Source organism: Pigmentiphaga daeguensis (assembly GCF_039523035.1).
Lineage (GTDB): Bacteria > Pseudomonadota > Gammaproteobacteria > Burkholderiales > Burkholderiaceae_B > Pigmentiphaga > Pigmentiphaga daeguensis.
Genome location: NZ_BAAAEN010000014.1, coordinates 1 through 21,348, shown reverse-complemented (window position 1 = coordinate 21,348; position 21,348 = coordinate 1). Strand labels below are relative to the sequence as shown.

Annotated in this window: 21 protein-coding genes and 1 tRNA gene; 17 read left to right on the top strand and 5 right to left on the bottom strand. The window is 68.3% G+C overall.

Annotation, left to right across the window (positions count from 1 at the left end; translation table 11 throughout):
- The first annotated feature begins 93 nt into the window (after positions 1 to 93).
- On the top strand, positions 94 to 894 hold the full coding sequence (locus ABD104_RS17435) for an IclR family transcriptional regulator (protein WP_140416861.1): 801 nt from the start codon (positions 94 to 96) through the stop codon (positions 892 to 894).
- Between the two features lie 17 nt (positions 895 to 911).
- On the opposite strand, the gene ABD104_RS17430 is transcribed toward ABD104_RS17435, so the two are convergent.
- The 3 genes from ABD104_RS17430 to leuC are packed head-to-tail and all read right to left on the bottom strand — an operon-like array spanning position 912 to position 3,969.
- Positions 912 to 1,904: a tripartite tricarboxylate transporter substrate binding protein gene (locus tag ABD104_RS17430; RefSeq protein WP_343927935.1), complete on the bottom strand. Its 993-nt coding sequence runs from the start codon at positions 1,902 to 1,904 to the stop codon at positions 912 to 914.
- Positions 1,901 to 2,542 (bottom strand): 3-isopropylmalate dehydratase small subunit, encoded by a 642-nt coding sequence (gene leuD, locus ABD104_RS17425; RefSeq protein ID WP_343927934.1) that lies wholly within the window; start codon positions 2,540 to 2,542, stop codon positions 1,901 to 1,903. Before leuD ends, ABD104_RS17430 begins: the two co-directional genes overlap by 4 nt.
- Positions 2,539 to 3,969, bottom strand: a complete 1,431-nt coding sequence (gene leuC / locus ABD104_RS17420; RefSeq protein ID WP_087838786.1) for a 3-isopropylmalate dehydratase large subunit — start codon at positions 3,967 to 3,969, stop codon at positions 2,539 to 2,541. Before leuC ends, leuD begins: the two co-directional genes overlap by 4 nt.
- 64 nt (positions 3,970 to 4,033) lie before the next feature.
- On the opposite strand from leuC, the gene ABD104_RS17415 reads away from it, so the two are divergent.
- Positions 4,034 to 4,819, top strand: coding sequence for a GntR family transcriptional regulator (locus tag ABD104_RS17415; protein ID WP_343927933.1), 786 nt, complete (start codon positions 4,034 to 4,036; stop codon positions 4,817 to 4,819).
- 16 nt (positions 4,820 to 4,835) lie between these two features.
- Here the strand turns inward: ABD104_RS17415 and mutY are convergent, their stop codons facing one another.
- Both mutY and mutM read right to left on the bottom strand, forming a co-directional pair.
- A complete protein-coding gene (gene mutY / locus ABD104_RS17410) occupies positions 4,836 to 5,906 on the bottom strand; it encodes an A/G-specific adenine glycosylase (RefSeq protein ID WP_343927932.1) in 1,071 nt (356 codons plus the stop codon).
- Positions 5,907 to 5,931: 25 nt separating this feature from the next.
- Positions 5,932 to 6,753 carry a bifunctional DNA-formamidopyrimidine glycosylase/DNA-(apurinic or apyrimidinic site) lyase gene (gene mutM / locus ABD104_RS17405; protein ID WP_343927931.1) on the bottom strand — a complete coding sequence of 274 codons (822 nt, stop codon included), beginning with the start codon at positions 6,751 to 6,753 and terminating at the stop codon, positions 5,932 to 5,934.
- 169 nt (positions 6,754 to 6,922) lie between these two features.
- Between mutM and ABD104_RS17400 the strand changes: the two genes are divergently transcribed.
- The 15 genes from ABD104_RS17400 to ychF all read left to right on the top strand — a co-directional run bounded on the left by ABD104_RS17400 (position 6,923) and on the right by ychF (position 21,039).
- Complete coding sequence (locus ABD104_RS17400) at positions 6,923 to 8,713, top strand: tetratricopeptide repeat protein (RefSeq protein WP_343927930.1); 1,791 nt, start codon at positions 6,923 to 6,925, stop codon at positions 8,711 to 8,713.
- 5 nt (positions 8,714 to 8,718) lie between these two features.
- Positions 8,719 to 9,297, top strand: a complete 579-nt coding sequence (locus ABD104_RS17395) for an outer membrane lipoprotein LolB (protein ID WP_087839088.1) — start codon at positions 8,719 to 8,721, stop codon at positions 9,295 to 9,297.
- 42 nt (positions 9,298 to 9,339) lie between these two features.
- Positions 9,340 to 10,245 carry a 4-(cytidine 5'-diphospho)-2-C-methyl-D-erythritol kinase gene (gene ispE / locus ABD104_RS17390; protein WP_087838782.1) on the top strand — a complete coding sequence of 302 codons (906 nt, stop codon included), beginning with the start codon at positions 9,340 to 9,342 and terminating at the stop codon, positions 10,243 to 10,245.
- An 89-nt stretch (positions 10,246 to 10,334) separates the two neighbouring features.
- Positions 10,335 to 10,411 (top strand) — tRNA-Gln (locus tag ABD104_RS17385).
- Between the two features lie 118 nt (positions 10,412 to 10,529).
- Positions 10,530 to 11,480: a ribose-phosphate pyrophosphokinase gene (locus ABD104_RS17380; RefSeq protein WP_165404471.1), complete on the top strand. Its 951-nt coding sequence runs from the start codon at positions 10,530 to 10,532 to the stop codon at positions 11,478 to 11,480.
- A gap of 141 nt (positions 11,481 to 11,621) precedes the next feature.
- Positions 11,622 to 12,209: a 50S ribosomal protein L25/general stress protein Ctc gene (locus ABD104_RS17375; RefSeq protein ID WP_087838781.1), complete on the top strand. Its 588-nt coding sequence runs from the start codon at positions 11,622 to 11,624 to the stop codon at positions 12,207 to 12,209.
- 218 nt (positions 12,210 to 12,427) lie between these two features.
- Entirely contained in the window at positions 12,428 to 13,519 is a 1,092-nt protein-coding gene (locus ABD104_RS17370) for a TauD/TfdA family dioxygenase (protein WP_087838780.1), read from the top strand.
- Positions 13,520 to 13,548: 29 nt separating this feature from the next.
- A complete protein-coding gene (locus ABD104_RS17365; protein ID WP_087838779.1) occupies positions 13,549 to 14,556 on the top strand; it encodes a Bug family tripartite tricarboxylate transporter substrate binding protein in 1,008 nt (335 codons plus the stop codon).
- Positions 14,557 to 14,585: 29 nt separating this feature from the next.
- Positions 14,586 to 15,542: a LysR family transcriptional regulator gene (locus ABD104_RS17360; RefSeq protein ID WP_087838778.1), complete on the top strand. Its 957-nt coding sequence runs from the start codon at positions 14,586 to 14,588 to the stop codon at positions 15,540 to 15,542.
- Positions 15,543 to 15,624: 82 nt separating this feature from the next.
- Complete coding sequence (pth, locus tag ABD104_RS17355; RefSeq protein ID WP_087839086.1) at positions 15,625 to 16,218, top strand: aminoacyl-tRNA hydrolase; 594 nt, start codon at positions 15,625 to 15,627, stop codon at positions 16,216 to 16,218.
- Positions 16,211 to 17,011, top strand: coding sequence for a CPBP family glutamic-type intramembrane protease (locus tag ABD104_RS17350; protein ID WP_087838777.1), 801 nt, complete (start codon positions 16,211 to 16,213; stop codon positions 17,009 to 17,011). Before pth ends, ABD104_RS17350 begins: the two co-directional genes overlap by 8 nt.
- Positions 17,012 to 17,054: 43 nt before the next feature.
- Complete coding sequence (locus ABD104_RS17345; protein ID WP_087838776.1) at positions 17,055 to 17,852, top strand: SDR family NAD(P)-dependent oxidoreductase; 798 nt, start codon at positions 17,055 to 17,057, stop codon at positions 17,850 to 17,852.
- A gap of 123 nt (positions 17,853 to 17,975) precedes the next feature.
- Complete coding sequence (locus ABD104_RS17340; RefSeq protein ID WP_087838775.1) at positions 17,976 to 18,869, top strand: alpha/beta hydrolase; 894 nt, start codon at positions 17,976 to 17,978, stop codon at positions 18,867 to 18,869.
- Positions 18,866 to 19,855 carry a Bug family tripartite tricarboxylate transporter substrate binding protein gene (locus ABD104_RS17335; RefSeq protein WP_343927929.1) on the top strand — a complete coding sequence of 330 codons (990 nt, stop codon included), beginning with the start codon at positions 18,866 to 18,868 and terminating at the stop codon, positions 19,853 to 19,855. Before ABD104_RS17340 ends, ABD104_RS17335 begins: the two co-directional genes overlap by 4 nt.
- Before the next feature lie 92 nt (positions 19,856 to 19,947).
- The gene (ychF, locus tag ABD104_RS17330; protein WP_279817226.1) at positions 19,948 to 21,039 is read left to right on the top strand and encodes a redox-regulated ATPase YchF; all 1,092 of its coding nucleotides are present in this window, start codon (positions 19,948 to 19,950) and stop codon (positions 21,037 to 21,039) included.
- Positions 21,040 to 21,348 lie beyond the last annotated feature (309 nt).

The following is a 21,348-nucleotide window of genomic DNA, read 5'->3' as shown; positions in this document are numbered from 1 at the left end:
AGGATTCGTCAAACATCCCATTATTTAGGATTGATAAGTTGGTGTTGCCATGACCGGTATAATCCGCGTCACCATTCCGCCCCCAAGCGCTCCGTGAACGCATCCGATAACGCCCGCCCGGCTTCCACGCTCGCCCGCGCTTTCGAAGTGCTGGAACTGCTGTCCGTCGAGCATCCGCTGCTGCGCGTCGAGGACGTCATGTCGAGGCTGGGCCATACCCGCTCCACGGCCTACCGGTACGTGAAGGAACTGTGCGACGCCGGCGTGCTGGCGCCGTCCTCGGGCGGCATGTATGCGCTGGGGCCCCGCATCATCGAACTCGAACGCATGCTGGTGCTGACCGATCCGCTGTACCTGGCGGGCCGCAAGGTGCTGCCGGCCGTACGCGAGCCGGGCAGCGTGCTGCTGCTGCACAACCTGTATCGCGACAAGGTGTTGTGCATCTACAAGGAAGGGCCCGATACGCTCGAATACCGTGGCGAGACCATCGCCGTGCGGCGCTCGCGGGGTACGCCGTTCCCGTTGTTCCGGGGCGCGGCCTCGCTGGCGATGCTGGCGTTCTTCACGCCGCATCGCATCCGGCAGGCCTATCTGCGCAGCGCCGACGAGATCGCTCAGGCGGGTCTGGGGCGCAGCTGGGAGGAATTCCGCGGGGCCCTGGCCGCGATCCGGCGCAGCGGCTACGCCACCAGCCGCAGCCAGATCACGCCCAACCTGGCCGGCGTGGCGGTGCCGATCTTCCTGCCGGGGGAAAGGAAGGTGATAGGCAGCCTGGCGCGCGCGTTCCCCGCCGAACTGCTCACGCCCGAGATGGAGCGGGCCTGCCTGGGCCGTTTGTCCGAGGCGGCCGCGCTGATCGCCCGGGAGTTCGTCCAGGCGGGGCACGGCGCCTAGGCGCCGCCTCCTGCCCCTCAGTCCGTCAGCTTGATCCCGGCGCTCTTGGCCACGCTGCGGGTGCTGTCGATTTCCTGGCGGATGAAGGCGTCGAACTGCGCCGGCGTGGATGCCACCACGTCGGTGCCCCAGGCATTCATCTGCTGCACGACGTCCGGCCGCTTGATGGTCGCGATCAGGTCGGCGGACAGTTTCTGCGCGACGTCGGCGGACAGGCCGGCCGGCGCCACGAAACCGAAGATGCTTTCGTACGCGTAGCCCGGCACGCTTTCCCCTATGGTCGGGAAGTCCGGGTGCGCGGAGCTGCGCTGGCCGTTGGCGATGGCCAGCAGTTTCAGCCTGCCCGACTGGATGTGGGGCAGCGCCGACTCCAGGATGACAAAGCCCAGCTTGACCCGCCCCGGCAGCAGGTCGTTGTAGGCCGGCGCGCTGCCGTTGTAGGGCACGTGGGGCATGTCCAGGCCGGCCTTCACCTTCAGCAGTTCCCCGGCGACGTGGGTGGCCGTGCCTATGCCCAGCGAAGCGTATTCCAGGCGCCCCGGTTCGGCGCGCACGAGCTTGATCAGTCCCGGCACGTCGCTGGCGGGCAGCGATGGATGGGCCACGAGCGCGATCACCGCCGATCCCAGCTGCGTGAGCGGCGTGAAGTCCTTCAGCGTGTCGTAGGGCAGCGTGCTGCGCAGCGCGGGATTGATGGTGTGCGAGCTGATGACCAGTCCGAACGTATAGCCGTCGGGAGCGGCCCGCGCGATGGCCTGGGTGCCGATGATGGCGCCCGCGCCGGCGCGGTTCTCCACCACGACGCTCTGGCCCCAGCGTTCGCCCAGCTTCATCGCGATCAGCCGCGCCATGCCGTCGGTGGCGCCGCCCGGCGGCATGGGCACGATCATCCTGACGGGCTTTTGGGGATAGGTGGCCTGCGCGCGCAGCGCGGGCGACAGCGCCAGGGCGGCTGTCGCGGCCAGCCACTGGCGGCGCCGGATGTCCGGTGAACAGGACGGGGTCGTCATGTCGATTCCTTGGGCGTGAAGGGAAGGTGATGTATCCATGGCCGGCGCAACGCGTCGTGCCGCTGGAAGTCGTCGATGAGGTGTTTGCGCTTCAAGGTCTGCGCGATCGGATCGAGCCCTTCGAGCAGGGCCTCGCGGCGCTGGGCCTGGATGTCGAAACCGATGCGCGCGCCGTCGGCGCCGGCCACGAAGCATTGCCGCAGGTCCACGGTCATGGGGACGCCGGGGTGGTTGCGCGCCTGCGCCGCCAGCGACTCGACGTCGGCGCGCGGCAGACGCACGGGAAGCAGGCCGTTCTGGAAGCAGTTGCCGTAGAAGATGTCGCCGAAGCTGGGCGCGATGACGCAGCGCACGCCCAGCGCCAGCAGCGCCCAGACCGCGCCTTCGCGCGAACTGCCGCAGCCGAAGTTGGCGCCGGCCAGCAGGATGCGCGCCTGCCGGGTGGCCAGCTGGTTGAAGACGAAATCGGGATCTTCCGTGCCGTCCGGGCGATAGCGCAGGGACTCGAAGCAATAGGGTCCCAGCTCGCCGCGCGGGACGCCGTTGAACAGGGGTTCGACCCGGATGATCAGGTCGGTGTCGATGTTGTCGCGCAGCAGCGGGGCGGCCACGGATTCCAGGCGGGTGAAGGGCGTCATGCCGGGGTTGCCTTGAAGTCGCGGACATCGCAGATCGCTCCGGCGACGGCCGCCGCCGCGGCCATGGCCGGGCTGGTCAGGTGGGTGCGCGCGCCCGGGCCCTGGCGGCCCACGAAGTTGCGGTTCGATGTCGAGACGACGCGCTCGCCGCGCGCCGCCAGGTCGCCGTTGGCGGCCAGGCACATGGAACAGCCGGGGTCGCGCCATTGGAAGCCGGCGGCGAGGAATATCCCGTCCAGGCCCTCGGCCTCGGCGGCCTGCTTGATGTGTTCGGATCCGGGCACGACCCAGGCCTGGACGCGCGCGGCCACCTTGCGGCCCCGGACGACGGCGGCGGCGCTGCGCAGGTCCGACAGGCGGGCGTTGGTGCAGGAGCCGATGAAGACCCGGTCGACGGGCGTGCCGGCGATCCGCTGGCCCGGGTTCAGTCCCATGTAGTCGAGCGCGGCCTGTACCGATAGCCGGCGCTGGGGGTCGTCGATGCCGGCGGGGTCGGGCACGACGCCGTCGATCGCCACCACCTGCTCGGGGCTGGTGCCCCAGGTGACCTGGGGCGCGATGCCGGCCGTGTCGATCAGCACCTCGCGGTCGAAGCACGCGTCGGCATCGGAGCGCAGCGTGCGCCAATAGGCGACCGCCACGTCCCAGTCCTGCCCGGCGGGCGCGTAGGGCCTGCCGCGCAGATAGGCGTAGGTCTTTTCGTCGGGGGCGACCATGCCTATCTTCGCGCCCAGTTCGACCGAGAGATTGCACAGCGTCAGGCGGGCTTCCACGTCCAGCGCGGTCACGGCATCGCCCGCGTATTCGATGGCATGGCCGGTCCCGCCCGCCGTGCCGACGACGCCGGCGGCGTGCAGAATCATGTCCTTGGCTGAGACGCCCTGCGCAAGCCTGCCGACGAAGCGTATCCGCATGTTCCTCGGCTTGGCCTGGACCAGGGTCTGGGTGACGGCGATGTGCACGAATTCGCTGGCGCCGATGCCGAAGCCCAGCGCGCCCAGCCCGCCATGGGTGCAGGTATGGCTGTCGGCGCACACCACCAGGGCTCCCGGCAGCGTCAAGCCCTGTTCGGGGCCCATGACGTGGACGATGCCCTGCGAGCCGCTGCCCACGTCGAACACCCGGATGCCGCGCGCTTGCGCTTCGCGGCGCAGGTCGCCCAGCAGCCGAACGCCCTGTGGGGTGGGACTGGCGCGTCCCGGCAGGGTAGAGACGGAATGGTCGGGAGAGGCGAAGGCCAGTTCCGGATTCCGCATTTCCAGGCCGCGCTGGCGCATGTCCACCAGGGCCTTGCTGCCCGCGTCCGTGATCAGGTGGCGATCGACATGCAGCAGCGCGAAACCGTCACCCAGATCGGCGACCACGTGATCGTCCCAGATCTTGTCGAAGAGCGTACGTGGAGTCGGCACTTCTCTTTTCCTCGCCATTGGGATGAAATCGTATAATCATTATGACAACATAACAAATTTCATGCAAAGCGGGACGCATGTGATGGACATGCCACAATGGTGCTTCCACGGCATGACCTCGTGGCCCGCCCATCTCATGCAGAAACTCAGCCGAAGCCTAGGAACGCCCCTTCATCACCAGATCTCCGCCGTCATCAAGGACGGCATCGCGAACGGCCGCTACCAGCCTGGCGAGCGGCTGCCGACCGAGGACGCGCTGTGCAGGCTCTTTTCCGTCTCGCGCATCACGGTGCGCCGGGCGATGCAGGGACTGGAGGAGCAGGGGCTGATCGAGCGGCGCCAGGGGGACGGCACCTTCGTGGCCGAGTCGGCGGCGGTGGTGTCCTTGCAGACGCCGCTGTCGGGCTTCATGGCGCAGGTCGCGGAAAGTCGCGCGCTCAGCACTCCCCGGCTGCTGTCCTTCGAGGAGGTGGAGGCGCCGCTCCAGGTGCTGACCGGCTTGATGCTGCCGCCCGGAGAACGCGTGATGAAGCTCGTGCGCCTGCGCACGCGGGGCAGCCTGCCCATCCTGCACAGCACCGCCTGGCTGCCGGCGGACATCGCGGCACGCCTCCGGCCCGAGGATTTCTCCCGGCATGCATTGAGCGAGTTGATGGCGCGGGCCGGTTTCCCCTACTTCAGGATAGAGGCGGCCGCGGGGGCGGCGCTGGCCGATCCGGTCCTGGCGCGCGACCTGCAGGTGCCCATCGGATCGGCGCTGGTGGACGTGCGGCGCGTGGCGTTCGACCAGCATGGCCGGGCCATCGAATACCAGCATGTCCTCGGCCCGTCCGACCGTTATCAGATGCGCGTGACGATGCGCAGCTAGGATCTGTTCCCGGACCTCAGGCCCGGAACAGATCGTTGTGGCCGAACAGTCCGCCCAGCAGTTTCTTCACCGGCGCGGGCAGCGCCGCGTCGGCCAGTTCCGCGGACGGCAGCCAGACTTGCGGATGGTCTCCTTCGCGCAGGTCCAGCGAGCCCGCCTGTACGTGCCAGGGCTCGATGTGCAGCTTGAAGTGGGTGAAGGTGTGCGAGAACACCGGCAGCCGTATGGTCTCGGCCGGCGCCACGCCCAGGACGCGGCAAGCTTGCGCGGGATCCCCGTCGGCGAATTCCGGCAGGCTCCACAGGCCGCCCCAGATGCCGGGCGAGGGCCGGCGCTGCAACAGGATCTCGCCCGCTTTCTCTATCACCAGCATGCCGGTATGCCGCTCGGGCACGGCCTTGCGCTCGCGCGGCGTGGGCAGTTCGTGCTGCCTGGCCTCGCGCAGCGCGACACAGGACTCGCGCACGGGGCAGCGACCGCAGTCCGGGTCGCCGCGCGTGCACAGCGTGGCGCCCAGGTCCATCAGCCCCTGCGTATAGCGCCGCATTTCATCGGCCGCGTCGGGGCCGTCGGCCGGCACCTCGGCATGGGCGATAGCCCACATGCGCTGTTCCACCGCACGCTTGGTGGGATCGCCCTCGATGCCGAAGTGGCGCGCGAAGACGCGCTTGACGTTGCCGTCCAGGATGGGGCTGCGCTCGCCATAGGCGAACGCCGCGATCGCCGCCGCCGTCGAGCGGCCGATGCCGGGCAGCGTCTCGATGTCCGCCGCCGTGGGAGGGAAGCGCCCGCCCCAGTCCGATACCACCTGCCGCGCACAGGCGTGCAGGTTCCGCGCCCGCGTGTAATAGCCCAGCCCCGCCCACAAGGCCATGACCTCGCCTTCGTCGGCGGCGGCCAGGTCGGCCACCGTGGGGAACTTCGCCAGGAAGCGTTCGTAGTACGGGATCACCGTCGCGACCTGGGTCTGCTGCAGCATGATCTCCGACAGCCAGATGCGATAGGGGTCCTGCGTGTTCTGCCAGGGCAGCGTATGCCGTCCGTTCTCGCGCTGCCACTGCGCCACGCGCCGGGAAAAAGCAATCATGTCATGTGTTCCATAGGGGAGCCCGCTACCGCTGGCATTTTGGGCAGTAATAGGTTGCTCGTTGTCCTTGCACCAGCCTGCGGATCGGCGTCTCGCACACCCGGCAGGGCTGGCCCGCCCGGTCGTAGACCCGCGCGTCGATCTGGAAATAGCCCGATTCGCCGCCCGCGCCCACGTAGTCGCGCAGCGAGCTGCCGCCGGCGCGGATGGCGTCGTCCAGCGTGGCGCGCACCGCGGCGGCCAGTTTCTCGTAGCGGGCGGCCGAGATGCGCCCGGCGGCGGTGCGCGGATGGATACCGGCGCGGAACAGGCTTTCCGACGCGTAGATGTTGCCCACCCCGACGACGATGTCGCCCATCAGCAGCGTCTGCTTGATGGGCGCGCTGCGGCGGCGGGTATGGCGGAACAGCCAGCCGCCGTCGAAGCGGTCATCGAAGGGCTCGATGCCCAGGCTGGCCAGCAGGGGATGGCTTTCCACCGGCCCGGCCGCCGCGTCGTGCCACAGCACCGCGCCGAAGCGCCGGGGATCGTGCAGGCGCAGGACCGCCTGGTCGAAGACCCAGTCGACGTGGTCGTGCTTGCGCGGCTCCTCGTCCGGATGCACGTGGCGCAGCGAGCCGGACATGCCCAGGTGGACGATCAGCCAGCCATGCTCGAATTGCATCAAAAGGTATTTGCCGCGCCGGCCCGTGGCCAGGACGCGGCGCCCCTCGACCAGGGCGGCGAGACCGGCGGGCACGGGCCATCGCAGCCGGGGCTCGCGCACGATCAGGCGGCGCAGTTCGCGTCCTTCCACCGTGGGCGCGATGCCCCGGCGGGTGGTTTCTACTTCGGGAAGTTCGGGCATGGCGTTTGCTGCTTGCGCGCGATGAACTGTTGGCGCGGCCGGCAGTCCGATGAGTAAGGCATGGGGTCCAGCATATCGGCGCCCCGCCGCCACCGGCCGTTGGGTGGTAAGCGCAGTGCTAACATCAACGAATATGGACGGCGTCGGCGATACGCCAAGGAATTGTGCCATGTTGTTTAACGCTCATCGTTTGAAGCTGGCGGCCGCAGGGGTCGGGCTGGCGACGGCCGTATCGGCCGTGTCCGCCCAGGACGCGCGCCCGGCATCCGACGAGTTGCTGGTTCCGGGCCTCAGCCTGTCCCCCATGGGGCGCGCCATCGGGCCCAGGGCACTCCCCAACGTCGACCTGACGGCCGAGATCCTGTTCCAGGTGCTTGCCTCGGAAGTGGCCGCCCAGCGCGGCGCCTTCGGGCCCGCCACCAGCACGACGCTGGACCTGGCCGAGAAAACACGCGATCCGCGCCTGGCGCGCCGCGCGGTCGAGTTCGCGCTGGCCGGCGGCGACCTGGTGCGCGCGTTCGACGCCGCCCAGGCCTGGGCCGAACTGGACCCGGCCGACGTCGAGGCGCGGCAGACCGCGCTGTCGCTGGCTGCCGCGGCGGGACGGGTCGAAGGCATGGGCTCGGCGCTGCGGGCCCGCATTGCGGCCGCTCCCGACAAGTCCGTGGCCATCGTCGATGCCCGCCGCGTCGTCGCCCGCCTGGATGACAAGCGCAAGGCGCTGTCCATCCTGGAAGAGGCGCTGACCGACGTGCGCAACCTGCCCGAGGCGCACCTGGCCCTGTCGCGCGTCGCCGCGACGGCGGGCGACAAGGCGCGCGCGCTGCAGGAGGCGCGCGCGGCGCTCGACGCCCAGCCCGATTCCGAGGCGGCCGCCATGCTGGCCTTGCAGATGGGCGTGGAAACCGAGCCCGACCAGTCCGTGGCGCGGGCGCGAGCCTTCATTGCCACGCATGCGGAATCGCGCAACCTGCGCGTATTGCTGGCGCGTGCGCTGGCCTCGCTGAAGGACTACGACGGCGCGCGCGACGAATTGCAGGCCCTGGCGCGCGCCAATCCCGAGGACTTCGAGATCCTCTACATGCAGGGCGTGCTGGCCTACCAGTCGCAGCGCCCATCGGATGCCGACGACTATCTCAAGCAGTACCTGGACGTGCACGAGCAGCGCACGGCCAAGGGCGCCGCGCCGCTGCCCGAGGCGGACAACGCGCTGTTCCTGCGCGTGCAGATCGCCGAGGACCAGCAACGCTACGACGACGCCTTCGACCTGCTGGCCAAGGTCGACGACCCCGACGCCGCCCTGCCGGCCCGCCTGCGCCAGGCCGTCCTGCGCGGCAAGCAGGGCCGCGTGGACGAGGCCCGCCGCATCCTGGGCCTGATCGACCCGCGCGACGTGCGCGAGGGCAGCCAGGTGGCCCTGACCGAGGCGCAGATCCTGCGCAATGCCGGCGACCGCGACGAGGCGGTCAAGGTGCTCGAGGCGGCCAACCAGCGCTATCCCGACGCGCCTGACCTGATGTACGACCTGGCCATGCTGTACGAGCAGCAGAACCGGATCGACGACATGGAAAGCCGGCTGCGCCGGATCATCGCCATCAAGCCCGACCATGCCCATGCGTACAACGCCCTGGGCTATTCGCTGGCCGACCGCAACGTCAGGCTGCCCGAGGCCAAGCGGCTGATCGAGCGGGCCATGAACCTGGCCCCCGACGATCCCTTCATCATCGACAGCATGGGCTGGGTGCACTATCGCATGGGCGACAACGCCAAGGCGCTGTCCTACCTCGAGCGCGCCTACGAGATCCGGCCCGACGCCGAGATCGCCGTGCACCTGGGCGAGGTCCTGTGGGCCTCGGGCCAGCAGGACCGCGCGCGCCGGCTGTGGCGCGAGGTCCAGTCCAAGGATCCGTCCAACGCGGCATTGCGGGGCACCCTGGCGCGCCTCGACGTGACGCTGTGACCGGCATGCGGCGCCTGTCCCGCGCGGCCGCCGCGGGCGCAATGGCCGCGATCCTGGCGGCCTGTGCCGTGCCGGTTCCCATCCCCGCGCCCCAGGGCGCGGACGAGAGCCGCTCGTTGTCGCGGGTCGGCCGGTTCGCGCTGCGGATCGAGGAAGCCGGCGGCAAGCAGAACGCGGTGCAGGGCAGCTTCGCCTGGCGCGACGACGGCAGCCGCCTGGCGCTCGATCTCGTCTCGCCGCTGGGCGCGACCCTGGCGCGCGTCGAGGCCGTGCCGGGCGAAGCGCTGCTGCGGGAATCCAGCGGCAAGGAAACGCGCGCCGCCGATCCCGACGAACTGGTGGCGGTCGTGCTGGGCAGCGACATCCCCGTGTCCGGCCTGCGCGATTGGCTGCGCGGCCGCCTGGCTGCGCGGCCGCCCGCCGAGGTGGTCGAGCGCGACGAGCAGGGCCGTCCGCTGGTGTTCGACCAGGCGGGCTGGCGCGTGACCGCCCGGCAGTACGACGCGCTGGGTCCCACGCGGCTACAGATGGCGCGCAACGAGGGCGGACAGGACGTGGACCTGCGCCTGGTCATCAATCCCTAGGGTTCGCAAGGCCCTTTCCAGCGTGAACAGGCCCTGGCCCCCATGACTGCCGAATTGCGCGACGTTCCCGCGCCCGCGAAGATCAATCTGTTCCTGCACGTGGTGGGGCGCCGGCCCGACGGCTATCACCTGCTGCAGACGGCCTTCCGTTTCATCGATCTGCAGGACACGCTGCATTTCCGCGCCCGTCCCGATGGCCGTATCGTCCGCGCCTACGACCTGCCCGGCGTGCCCGAGGACGCCGACCTGGTCGTGCGGGCCGCCCGCGCGCTGCGGCAGGCTACCGGCTGCGGGCAGGGCGCCGAGATCGGCCTGGAGAAGCGGATTCCCGCCGGCGGCGGCCTGGGCGGCGGATCGAGCGACGCGGCCACGGTGCTGCTGGCCCTGAACCGCCTGTGGGGCACCGGCCTGTCGCGGCATGAGCTGATGAGGCTCGCGCTGCCCCTGGGCGCGGACGTGCCCGTGTTCGTGTTCGGCCGCAACGCCTTCGCCGAGGGCGTGGGCGAGGAACTGACCGCCATCGACCTGCCGCAGCGCTGGTACGTGGTGGTGCAGCCGGACGCCAGTGTGCCGACCGCGGACGTTTTTCGCGCACCCGAATTGACAAGAGATACGCCACGCGTCAAAATAGCGGACTTTCCTCGGGGAACATTTGATCCCTACGGAAATAGCTACAGGAACGATCTGGAAAACGTCGTTTTTGCCCGCTTTTCGGAAGTGGGGCGGATTTCGGCGGTGCTTGCCCAGGCACTCGGTGGTGCGCGGGTCAGGATGTCCGGGTCGGGCGCGTGCCTATTTGTCGAGTGCGACACGAAGGCGCAGGCCGATGGCGCGGTGGATAGAATCGCCGCTACAATGCAAGTCCAGCCCAGCGGGCTGCCGGCGTTGAGAGTGAACCTGGCATGTGCCGGACTCGATGCGCATCCGCTACTGGACTGGGCCGCGTAAGCGGCCACCGAATCGAGGGCGATCCGCCGCAGCCGGACGCCAGCGCAGCAAGTTTCGATGTTCACGCAGTTCCTGCGGGGGCAACGAGTTGGGGAGTCGCCAAGTTGGTTAAGGCACCGGATTTTGATTCCGGCATGCGAGGGTTCGAGTCCTTCCTCCCCAGCCAAAGTCTTTGACCTAAAAGCTGTTGATGCCTGTCAGCGTTTCGCAGGATCAACAGCTTTGTTGTTTTGTCGATCGGCCTCGGTTACAGGTCACCGGGCCACAGCCACGGGCAATGCGTCATGGCGCAAGAAAGCTTCATGATTTTCACGGGGACTGCCAACCCCAAGCTGGCGGCGGACGTCGCGAGTCACCTCGGCATACCACTGGGCAAGATGAGCGTCGGTCGGTTCTCCGACGGCGAAGTCATGGTGGAAATCAACGAGAACGTCCGTGGTAAAGACGTCTTCGTCCTCCAGCCCACCTGTGCACCGACCAACGACAACCTGATGGAAATCATGGTCATGGTCGATGCGCTGCGCCGGGCCTCCGCCGGTCGCATCACCGCCGCGATGCCGTATTTCGGCTACGCCCGGCAGGATCGCCGCCCGCGTTCGGCGCGCGTGGCGATCTCGGCCAAGGTCGTGGCGAACATGCTGCAGGTCGTGGGCGTGGACCGCATCCTGACCATGGACCTGCACGCGGACCAGATCCAGGGGTTCTTCGATATCCCCGTGGACAACATCTACGCTGCGCCGATATTGCTCAGCGACATCTGGAAACGCAACCTGTCCAACCTGATGGTGGTCTCGCCCGACGTGGGCGGCGTGGTCCGCGCCCGCGCGCTGGCCAAGCGCCTCGAGGTCGACCTGGCCATCATCGACAAGCGCCGTCCGCGCGCCAACGTGTCCGAGGTGATGAACATCATCGGCGACGTCGAAGGCCGCACCTGCATCATCATGGACGACATGGTCGATACCGCCGGCACGCTGTGCAAGGCCGCCCAGGTCCTCAAGCAGCGCGGCGCGCTGGCCGTCTACGCCTATTGCACGCACGCCGTGCTGTCGGGCGGCGCGGTGGGCCGCATTGCCGAATCCGACCTGGACGAGCTGGTCGTCACCGACACCATCCCCGCCAGCGACGAGGTCCGGGACTGCAGCCGCATCCGCCAGTTGTCGTGCGCGGCCCTGATCGGTGAAACCATGCTGCGCATTTCGCGGGCCGACTCGGTCAGCTCGCTGTTCGTCGAATAAGTTCTGCTCCCGCCGGCCTGCATCGCGCAGGGCGGCGGGGCGAGCCGGAAGCGCTGGTCGCGGCGCTGCCGGACGGAATGCGATGGTCGCGTTCCGTGCACCGCGAGCGGGCATGTCGCCTGCCGCATTTTGGAGAAAACCATGCAATTCAACGCCACTTCGCGTAGCGTCCAGGGTTCGAGTGCGAGCCGCCGCCTGCGCCGCGCCGGCCGTGTACCCGCCATCGTCTATGGCGGCGACGCAGCGCCCCTGTCGATCGAACTCGATCACAACGAGATCTACCATGCCCTGCGCAAGGAAGAGTTCCACTCGTCCATCCTGAGCATGCAGCTCGACGGCAAGGGCTCGCAAGTCCTGCTGCGCGCCGTTCAATGGCACCCCTACAAGCAGCAAGTGCTGCACGTGGACTTCCAGCGCGTCGCCGCCGGCCAGGCCCTGCACACCAAGGTGCCGCTGCACTTCGTCAACGCCGAGTCGTCGCCCGCCGTCAAGCTCAGCGGCGCGATCATCAACCACGTGTTGACCGAAATCGAAGTGACCTGCCTGCCGAACGACCTGCCCCAGTTCATCGAAGTGGACCTGGGCAACATCATCGCCGGCGCATCCATCCACCTGTCCGACGTCAAGGCGCCCAAGGGCGTGACGTTCCCGGCTGGCAGCGACACGGTCATCGCGACCGCCATCGCCAAGCCCGGTGGTGCCGCCGCCGAGGAAACCGCTGCTGAATAGGGTCCCCCCTACGCGCTGCTGTCTGAAGAAACCCCGATCGGTTACGGTCGGGGTTTTTTCATGGGCGAAGCCTGATGGGAGGCGATGAGGACTGAGACATCGCACGTATCAGCAGTGCCATTGAAAAGAATTAGAGATATCAGGGACGATCGGGCACACTGAATCGTCCGGGGCCAGTACGCCCCGGGGCGATTCCAACTCTTTCCCGTCCGACGACCATGTCCACTGCCACTCGCCACCTCCTGCCTCCTACGGGCGCGCCCGCTTCCTGGCGCGGCCCGCAGATCGATTGGACCGAAAGCTGCCTGTTCCACCTGGACGAGGCCGATATCGACGAAATCGGCCGCGCGCTTGCGGCCCTGAATGCACGAGGCGGGGAGCGGACCCTGCCCTTGCGCCGCCAGGACTTCCCGCTGGACCGGGTGGCGCGCAAGCTGGCGGCGGTTGCCGAGCAGATCTATCGCGGCAAGGGATTCGCCATGCTGCGCGGCCTGCCGCGCACCGAGTACAGCGCCGATGAAATGGCCCAGATCTATTTCGGCCTTTCGGTGCACCTGGGCGTGCCGATCTCCCAGTCCCACCGGGGCGAGCTGCTGGGTCACGTGCTGAACCTCGAAGGCTACGGCGAAGTGGCGCGCGCCTACCAGGACGGCGGCCACATGAACATGCACACCGATTCCTGCGACATCATCGGCCTGATGTGCCTGCGCACCGCCAAGGCCGGCGGCGCGAGCCGGATCTGCAGCGCGCTGGCGATCCACGATGCGCTGGCCGAGAGCCGGCCGGACCTGCTGGCCAGCCTGTACGGCGGCTACTACTTCCGGCGCGGCGACAAGGACGCCCAGCTGGGCGACGGGAGAAAGGTGAGCCTGGCGCCGGTTCCGGTGTTCGACCGGCTCGACGGCTGGCCGCAGCGGGTGGCCTGCTACTTTCTAGGCAGCTACATCCGGCGCGCGGCGCAGGAGGGGCACGGACACCTGACCGACCTCGACAGGGAAGCGATCGCCACCCTCGAGACCATGGCCGAATCGCCGGATTTCTACCTGGACATGCAGTTCCAGGACGGCGACATCCAGTTCCTCAACAATCGCGTGATCGTGCATGGCCGTACCGACTATGTCGACGAAGACGCCATCGAGAAGCGCCGCCATCTGCTCCGGGTCTGGCTCAGCGCGCCGGAGTGGCCGCCGCTGGCCGAGCGCCAGGTGATGCACTCGGACGAGGACCACCGGCTCTGGCTGGCGCGCCGGCAGCCCGAACTGGAATTTCCCGAGGCCTATCTCGAATCGCTGCGCGCAAGCGTGGCTTGAATGCATACGTGGAAGGGAGCGCGACCAACATGAAGAACATCGTCAGGAACGGCATGGGGCGTGCCTGTGCACTCGCCGCCCGCGCACTGGTGCTCGCGGCCGCCCTGTTCGGCGCGATGCCGGCGGGAGCGGCGGAGGAGTATCCCAGCCGCAATCTCGAACTCATCGTCCCGTATGCGCCGGGAGGATTGCTGGACGTGGCGGGACGCCTGGCCGCCACCTATCTCGCCAAGGAGCTCGGCCAGCCCGTGGTGGTGAGGAACGTGCCGGGCGCCGGCAGTACGATCGGCATGGTGCGGCTGGCCAAGTCCAAGCCCGACGGCTACACCCTCGCGCTGGGCTCGTTCGGCATCCTGCTCAACAGCAGGCTGCGGCCCGACGTGGAATACGATCCGCTGCGCAGCTTCGCGCCCATCGGCTACCTGGGCGACCAGGGCTTCGTCCTCATGGTCGCGCCGCAGCACGTGGACGTGGCCAATGTGCGCGAGTTGGTCGAACGCATCAAAGCCAAGCCCGGCGCCTTCACATACGCATCCGGCGGCGTGGGAGCGCCTTCGCACGTGCTGGCCGAGCAGTTCCGCCTGCAGCAGGGCCTGAACATGGTGCATGCGCCATACCAGGGCCAGAACCCCGCCATCATGGCCTTGCTCGCGGGCGACGTGCAGCTCACCCTGCAAACCGTGGCGGGCGCCGAAGACCTCATCCACAGCGGGCGCATCCGCGCGCTGGCGTCCACCGGCTCGGAACGGCCGGCGGCGTTTCCGTCCGTGCCGACCTTCAAGGAACTGGGCATCGAGGGCATGGCCAACGACGGCTGGCTTGCCGTCTTCGCGCCTTCCGGCGTGAGCGCTCCGGTCAAGGAAAAGCTCCGCGCGGCATGGGCGCGGGTTGCGCGCAACGACGAGTTCCGCCAAGCTCTGGCCAAGCGGGCCATCCAGACGCGCGATGTCTCGCCCACGCAGTTCGAGGCCATGATGGCCGAAGACCTCAAGTACTGGACGGAAATCCTGGACAAGACCCGCATCACCTTGAATTGAGCCGCCATGCAGCCGCATCTCCGCCCTCGATGAACACGCCGGAACGACATCCACCGGGTCTCGCGGATCTCAGGCAGCTCAGGCAATTCATCGTGGTGGCCGAGGAGCTCAATTTCCGGCGTGCCGCCATCCGTCTCTGCATGACCCAGCCGCCCCTGAGCACGGCCATCCGGCGGCTGGAGGAGACCGTGGGGACGCCGCTCTTCCAGCGTACGCGTTCGTCGGTCTCGCTCACGCCGGCGGGCGTGGTCTTCCTGCGCGAAGCCCGCTACCTGTTGCGGCAGGCCGAAATGTCCGTCGCGGCGGCCAGGGCGGCCACCGAGGGCGCGCGCGAGATCCTCCGGATCAAGAGCATAGACAGCGCGATGCTCAACCTGCTGCCGGAATGGCTGGAGCGATTCTGCGCGGTGGAGGCCGGCATACGCGTGTCCTTGACCACGGGGTCCAGCCAGGACGTGATCTCCGCGGTCGAAGGCGGCAGCATCGACGTGGGCGTCTGCGTGCCGGGAGGTGCGAGCCATCCCCAGCTGCGGACGTTTCCCTTCGGCCGCGAGCGGTTCTGCCTCGCGGTGCACCGGGCCCATCGTTTTGCCGGCCTTGGCCGCGTCAGTCTTCCCGACCTGGCGGGGGAACAGCTCGTCACGCATTATCCGCACGCGGCCAGCCCGGGCTATCACGCGGCCGTGAGCGTCGCCCTGCAGCAGACCGGGGCCCACGTGCACGTGCACCAGTCCGAAACGCACCTGCTGGCCACGCTGGGTCTGGTGCGCCTGGGCGTGGGCGTGGCCCTCATTCCCGACTCGACCCGCCGCATCGCGATGGACGGCGTGGTGTACGTGGAGGTGGTGTCGGGGCAGGGGGAAGCCGTGACCTATCCCGTCGTGCTGGCGGTGCACCACGGCGGGGCCAGCGCGGCCGCGATGCGCTTCTGCGAATTCGTCCGGCGGGACGGGGATCCGGGCACCCGCCGACAGGGATCGGGCTAAGATAACAGGCCTTTCGAGCCCCGGCCGCCGCGTCGCCGCACCCGGCGGCCGTCCATCGTTTTTCTTGCGCATCGATCCCTTCATGTCCGAACCCATACGCCTCATCGCCGGGCTGGGCAATCCCGGTCCCGATTACGAACGCACCCGGCACAATGCGGGCTTCTGGCTGCTGGACCAGATTGCCGACGACCTGCGCGTATCGTTCACGAACGAGAAGCCCTTCTTCGGCCACGTGGCCAAGGCCCGCTTCGAAGGGGCGGCCATCCTGCTGGTCAAGCCCATGACCTACATGAACCGTTCCGGACAGGCGGTGGGCGCGCTGGCGCGTTTCTACAAGCTGGCGCCCGAGCAGATCCTGGTGGCGCACGACGAACTCGACCTGCTGCCGGGGCAGGCCAAGCTCAAGCAGGGCGGCAGCCATGCGGGGCACAACGGCCTGAAGGACATCCAGGCGGCGCTGGGATCGCAGGCATTCTGGCGGCTGCGGCTGGGCATCGGGCACCCGCGCTCGCTGGGGCTGGCGCAGCAGGTGGTGGACTTCGTGCTGCATCCGCCGCGCAAAGAGGAACAGTCTCGCATAGACGAGACCCTGGACCGGTCGCGCGCCATCATTCCCGCCGTGCTCAAGGGCGAGTTCGAGCAGGCCATACAACAGTTGCACAGCGGCAATGCCTGAGGTCCGCCTGCCTTGCGCGGCGGCTGCCGCGCCGGTGCGGGGCCGGCCGGCCTTTCGCGAGGAGTTCGCGGATTTCCTGGCCTTCGTCAGGCGGCCGCGGCTGGGGCCGCGCATGCCGCGCGGGGGGCGTGGCGCCGAGTCGCACTACGGATCCCAGGAATGGCTGGGCGGCCTGACCGGTCCGCATCTGCTCCACTGGGTGCTGGTGCTGTGGGGCGTCAACCTGCTGGTGCTGGGGCCCCTGGCGGCATCGGTCGCGACGGCCTCGGGTGCCGAGCGCAGGCTGGATGCGCTGCATCTGTCCTGGTTCCACGTCGTCGTCTGGGCGCCGGTGATCGAGGAAATGGTCTTCCGCTACGGGCTGAGGCGGCCCGCGCCGGCACTATGGCTGCTGCCCGTGCTGGTCAGCGCCATGCTGATGCGCCCCAGCCTGGCCGCGGGTGCCAGCGTGGCGTTGGCCTGCGGCGCGATCGCCGCCGTGCTGGCCTGGCGCGACCACCGCTGGCCCTGGAAATGGCTGCGCCGCCATGTCCGGGCCTTTCCGATCGTCTTTCATCTGGCCACGCTGGCCTTCGCCTTCCTGCACCTGGCCAACTTCCGGCTGGGCGCGGGAGGTTGGCTGCTGCTGCCGCTGCTGGTCCTGCCGCAGTGGGCCTGCGGCCTCGTGCTGGGCTGGATGCGCGTGCGCTTCGGCATAGGCGCGTCCATCGCGCTGCATGCCTGCTTCAACGCCGGGCCCATGGCCTTGCTGTGGGCCCTGCAAAACTATGCGCCCGGGCTGCTGGATGGATAATGACCCTTTCTTCAACGATCACGAACCCGCAACAGGACAGGCCATGAAGCAAGCTCCCACGCTGTCGTTCGACGGCTCCGTCGTCTTGATCACCGGCGCCAGCAAGGGCATAGGCCTGGCCTGCGCGCGCGCCTTCGCCCGGGCGGGAGCGGCGGTGGCGGGCGTGTCGCGCAGCCAGGAGAACCTGGACGCCGCGCGGCGAGCCTTGCAGGCCGAGGGCCTGGAGATGCGGGTCCATGCCGCTGACCTGTCGGATCCGGCGGCGGCGCAGGCGGCGGTGGACTGGGCCGAGCGCGAGTGCGGTCCCATCGCGGTGCTGGTGAATTCCGCGGGCGCGGCGCGCCGGTACGCGCCCGAGCAACTGGGACCCGAGGCGTTCCGGCAGACCATGGACGCCAAGTACTTCAGCTACATGCACATCCAGGATCCCGTGGCCAAGCTGATGGCGGGCAGGGGGCGGGGCAGCATCGTCAACATCGTCGGCCAGGGCGGCAAATCTCCCGGCATCTTCCACATCGGCGGCGGAGCCGCCAACGCGGCGCTCATGCTCGCCACGGTGGGCTATGCGCAGGCCTACGCAGGCCGCGGCGTGCGCGTGAACGCGATCAATCCCGGCATGACCCAGACCCATCGTGTCGAGGAAGGGCTGGCCGTGGCGGCGCAGGCCAGCGGCCGGCCGCGCGACGAGGTGCTGGCCGAGCAGGTCGCGGGCATTCCCCTGGGCCGGCTCGCGCAGCCCGAGGAAATCGCCAACGTCGCGCTGTTCCTGGCGTCCGACCTGGCGAGCTACGTCACCGGCGCCGTCATTCCCATGGACGGCTGCGCCTCGCCTTCCATCTGAGCCGGGCCGCCGGGCAGGACACGCCACATTCATGAATTCCTGATATCAATCTATAGGAACAATTCAATTCCGAAAAAGAATGCCCTTTGCTACCTTGGGCAGATCCCGTATCGGAATGCATGAATGAAAGCAGTCTTTGGAGACTACGACCAGGAGGCGCTGGACTACCAGTACGACAACCAGCGCTACTGTCCCACCTTCCGCCAGACCCTGGACGAGGGCGCGCGCCTGAGCCTGGAGGCCGTTCCCTTCCGCACCGGACATGACCTGCGCTGGGGCGCCCACGAGGATGCCCGGCTGGACATCTATGCGCCGGCCGGCGCTGGTCCCCACCCCGTCGTCGTCTATGTGCACGGCGGCGCGTGGCTGGGGCAGAACAAGGAAGAAAGCGCCTTCGCCGCGCCCGCCTTCGTCCGGGATGGCTGCATGTACGTGGCGCTGGGCTTTCCCCGGGCCTCGCAGGTTTCCTTCTCCGAGATGGTCGCGGCCGTGCGCGAAGGCATCGGCTGGATCGTGCGCAACATCGCCCGGCATGGCGGCGACCCTTCGCGCATCGTGCTGATCGGGCATTCGTCGGGCAGCCACCTCGTCACCCAGTGCCTGACCCATGACTGGAAAGCGGCCGGCCTGCCGGGCAACGACTTCGCGGGCGCGGTGCTGGTCAGCGGACTGGGCCATCTCGAACCCGTGCGCCTGTCCTACCGCAACCAGCGCCTGCATCTGACGCCGGAGCAGGTGCGGGAGTTCTCGCTGCTGACCAACGAGCCCAGCGGCCGCACGCCGGTCGTGGTGGCGGTGGCCCGCGGCGATACCGACGAGTTCCGCAGGCAGAGCGGGGACGTTGCCCGCTACTGGCGCGAACGCGGCCTGCTGGTCTCCGAGCATGTCTTCGAAGGCCGGCATCACTTCGATGTGATCCTCGATCTGTGCGACCGGTCGAGCACCCTGTATCGCGCCGTCATGCAGCTGATCGAGGGGAGCGGCGCCCGCCCCGACCAACGGAGGACCCCGACATGAGCAGCCTTTCCGACATGCCCCGCCGCGCGCTTGCGGCGGCCCTGGCGCTGTGCGCCTTCGGCACCGCCACGCACGCCGCCGACAACTGGCCGTCGCGGCCCATACGCGTGGTCGTGCCCTACGCGCCAGGCAACGCCGGCGACGTGACCTTCCGCATCGTCCAGCAGGAACTCGAGGCCCGCCTAGGCGCGAATTTCTACATCGACAACAAGAGCGGGGCGTCGGGCAACATCGGCGCCGAGGACGTGGTGCGGTCCGCGCCCGACGGCTATACGCTGCTGCTGGGCGCCACCAACAACTTCGTCACCAACCAGTACCTGGCCAAGCTGCGGTACGACCCGGCCAAGGACCTCGTGCCGGTCACGGTCATCAATAACGCCCCGGCGGTGATCGTGGTCAATGCCAGCCTGCCGGCGAACAACCTGGCCGAACTGACCGCCTACGCCAAGAAGAACCCCGGCAAGCTCAACTACGGCACGCCGGGCAGCGGCACGGCGCCTCACCTGATCGGCGCGCTGTACGCGCAGTCCGCCGGCATAGAGCTGGTGCACGTGCCTTATCGCGGCTCGCCGCCCGCGGTCCAGGCGCTGCTGGCGGGCGACGTCCAGATCTTCTTCGCCTCGGCCGGCATCAGCACCGTGGCGGGCCATATTGCCAGCGGCAAGCTCAAGCCCCTGGCCGTGGCGGCGCCGCAGCGGCTGCCCGCGCTGCCCCAGGTCCAGACCACCGCCGAGCAGGGCCTGCCCGACCTCGTGGCCGGCAACTGGTGGGGATTGGCCGCCCCGGTGGGCCCCGACCCCGCCATCGTCCGCAAGCTGGCCGATGCCGTGAAGGCCGCCGTGGCCAAGCCCGAGATCGCCCAGCAATTCGAGAAACTGGGCCTGACCGCGGTGGGCAACACCCCGGCCGAGTTCGGCGCCCAGATCCAGCGCGAGGCCGCCGTCTGGAAGGGGATCATCCAGAAGGCCGACATCAAGGCGGAGTAAGTGCGCCAGGAGGCAGGGGCGGCCGGGCTGCAACTGGGGTGGGGGCGGTACAATGCCCCCAGCTCCTTTCCATGACAACATAGGTTTCCCCCATGGCCCTCCAGTGCGGCATCGTGGGCCTGCCCAACGTCGGCAAGTCCACACTTTTCAACGCCTTGACCAAAGCCGGCATCGCCGCGGAAAACTACCCCTTCTGCACGATCGAACCCAACGTCGGCGTGGTCGAGGTTCCCGACCCGCGGCTCGACGCCCTGGCCGCCATCGTCAAGCCCGAGCGCGTCGTGCCCGCCACCGTCGAATTCGTCGACATCGCGGGCCTCGTCGCCGGCGCCAGCACCGGCGAGGGCCTGGGCAACCAGTTCCTGGCCCACATCCGCGAAACCGACGCCATCGTCAACGTCGTGCGCTGCTTCGAGGATCCCAACGTGGTCCACGTCTCGGGCAAGGTCGATCCCATTGCCGACATCGAGGTCATCGAGACCGAACTGGCGCTGGCCGACCTGCAGACCGCCGAAAAGGCCGTGCAACGCCACACCAAGACCGCCCGTGCCGGCGACAAGGACGCCGCCAAGCTGGTGGCCGTGCTGGAGAAGTGCGTGGCCCAGTTGAACGAGGCCAAGCCCATCCGCGCGCTGGACCTGTCCACCGACGAGAAGGCCCTGATCAAGCCGCTGTGCTTCATCACCGCCAAGCCTGCCATGTACGTGGGCAACGTCAAGGAAGACGGCTTCACCGACAACCCCCTGCTGGACAAGCTGGTCGACTACGCCAACAAGCAGAATGCGCCCACCGTGGCCATCTGCGCCGCCATCGAAGCCGAACTGGGCGAGATGGAGGACGAGGACCGCGCGGTGTTCCTGGCCGACATGGGCATGGAAGAACCCGGCCTGAACCGCCTGATCCGCGCCGGCTTCAAGCTGCTGGGCCTGCAGACCTACTTCACCGCGGGCGTCAAGGAAGTGCGCGCCTGGACTGTGCCCATCGGCGCCACCGCGCCGCAGGCCGCGGGCGTGATCCACACCGACTTCGAACGCGGCTTCATCCGCGCGCAAACCATCGCGTTCGACGACTTCATCCAGTACAAGGGCGAGGCGGGCGCGAAGGAAGCCGGGAAGATGCGGGCGGAAGGGAAGGAGTACATCGTCAAGGATGGCGATGTGATGAACTTCTTGTTCAACGTCTGACGATTTTTGCTGGATCTCGGTGGCGTTCAGTAGCGCTTGGTGGACAGGTTGGCCCATTTGAAATCAATGGGTTGCGTAAACAATACGGTCTACTGAGCGTTCCTATTGTTCATCGAGGTCCAGAAAATTCGGGGGTAGCGTTGGGGGTACTCGTGTTCAACCGTGGGGGTACATCTCCCCGCAGTGGAGTCCAACGATGCCCGAGAATCTACTTGTCGAGTCCCGGACGATCATAAGGCCGCCGATGGAACAAATGAGGGTGTGAATCATACCACCCACTCATAGCCTGCATAGGCGTCTTGCTCTGCA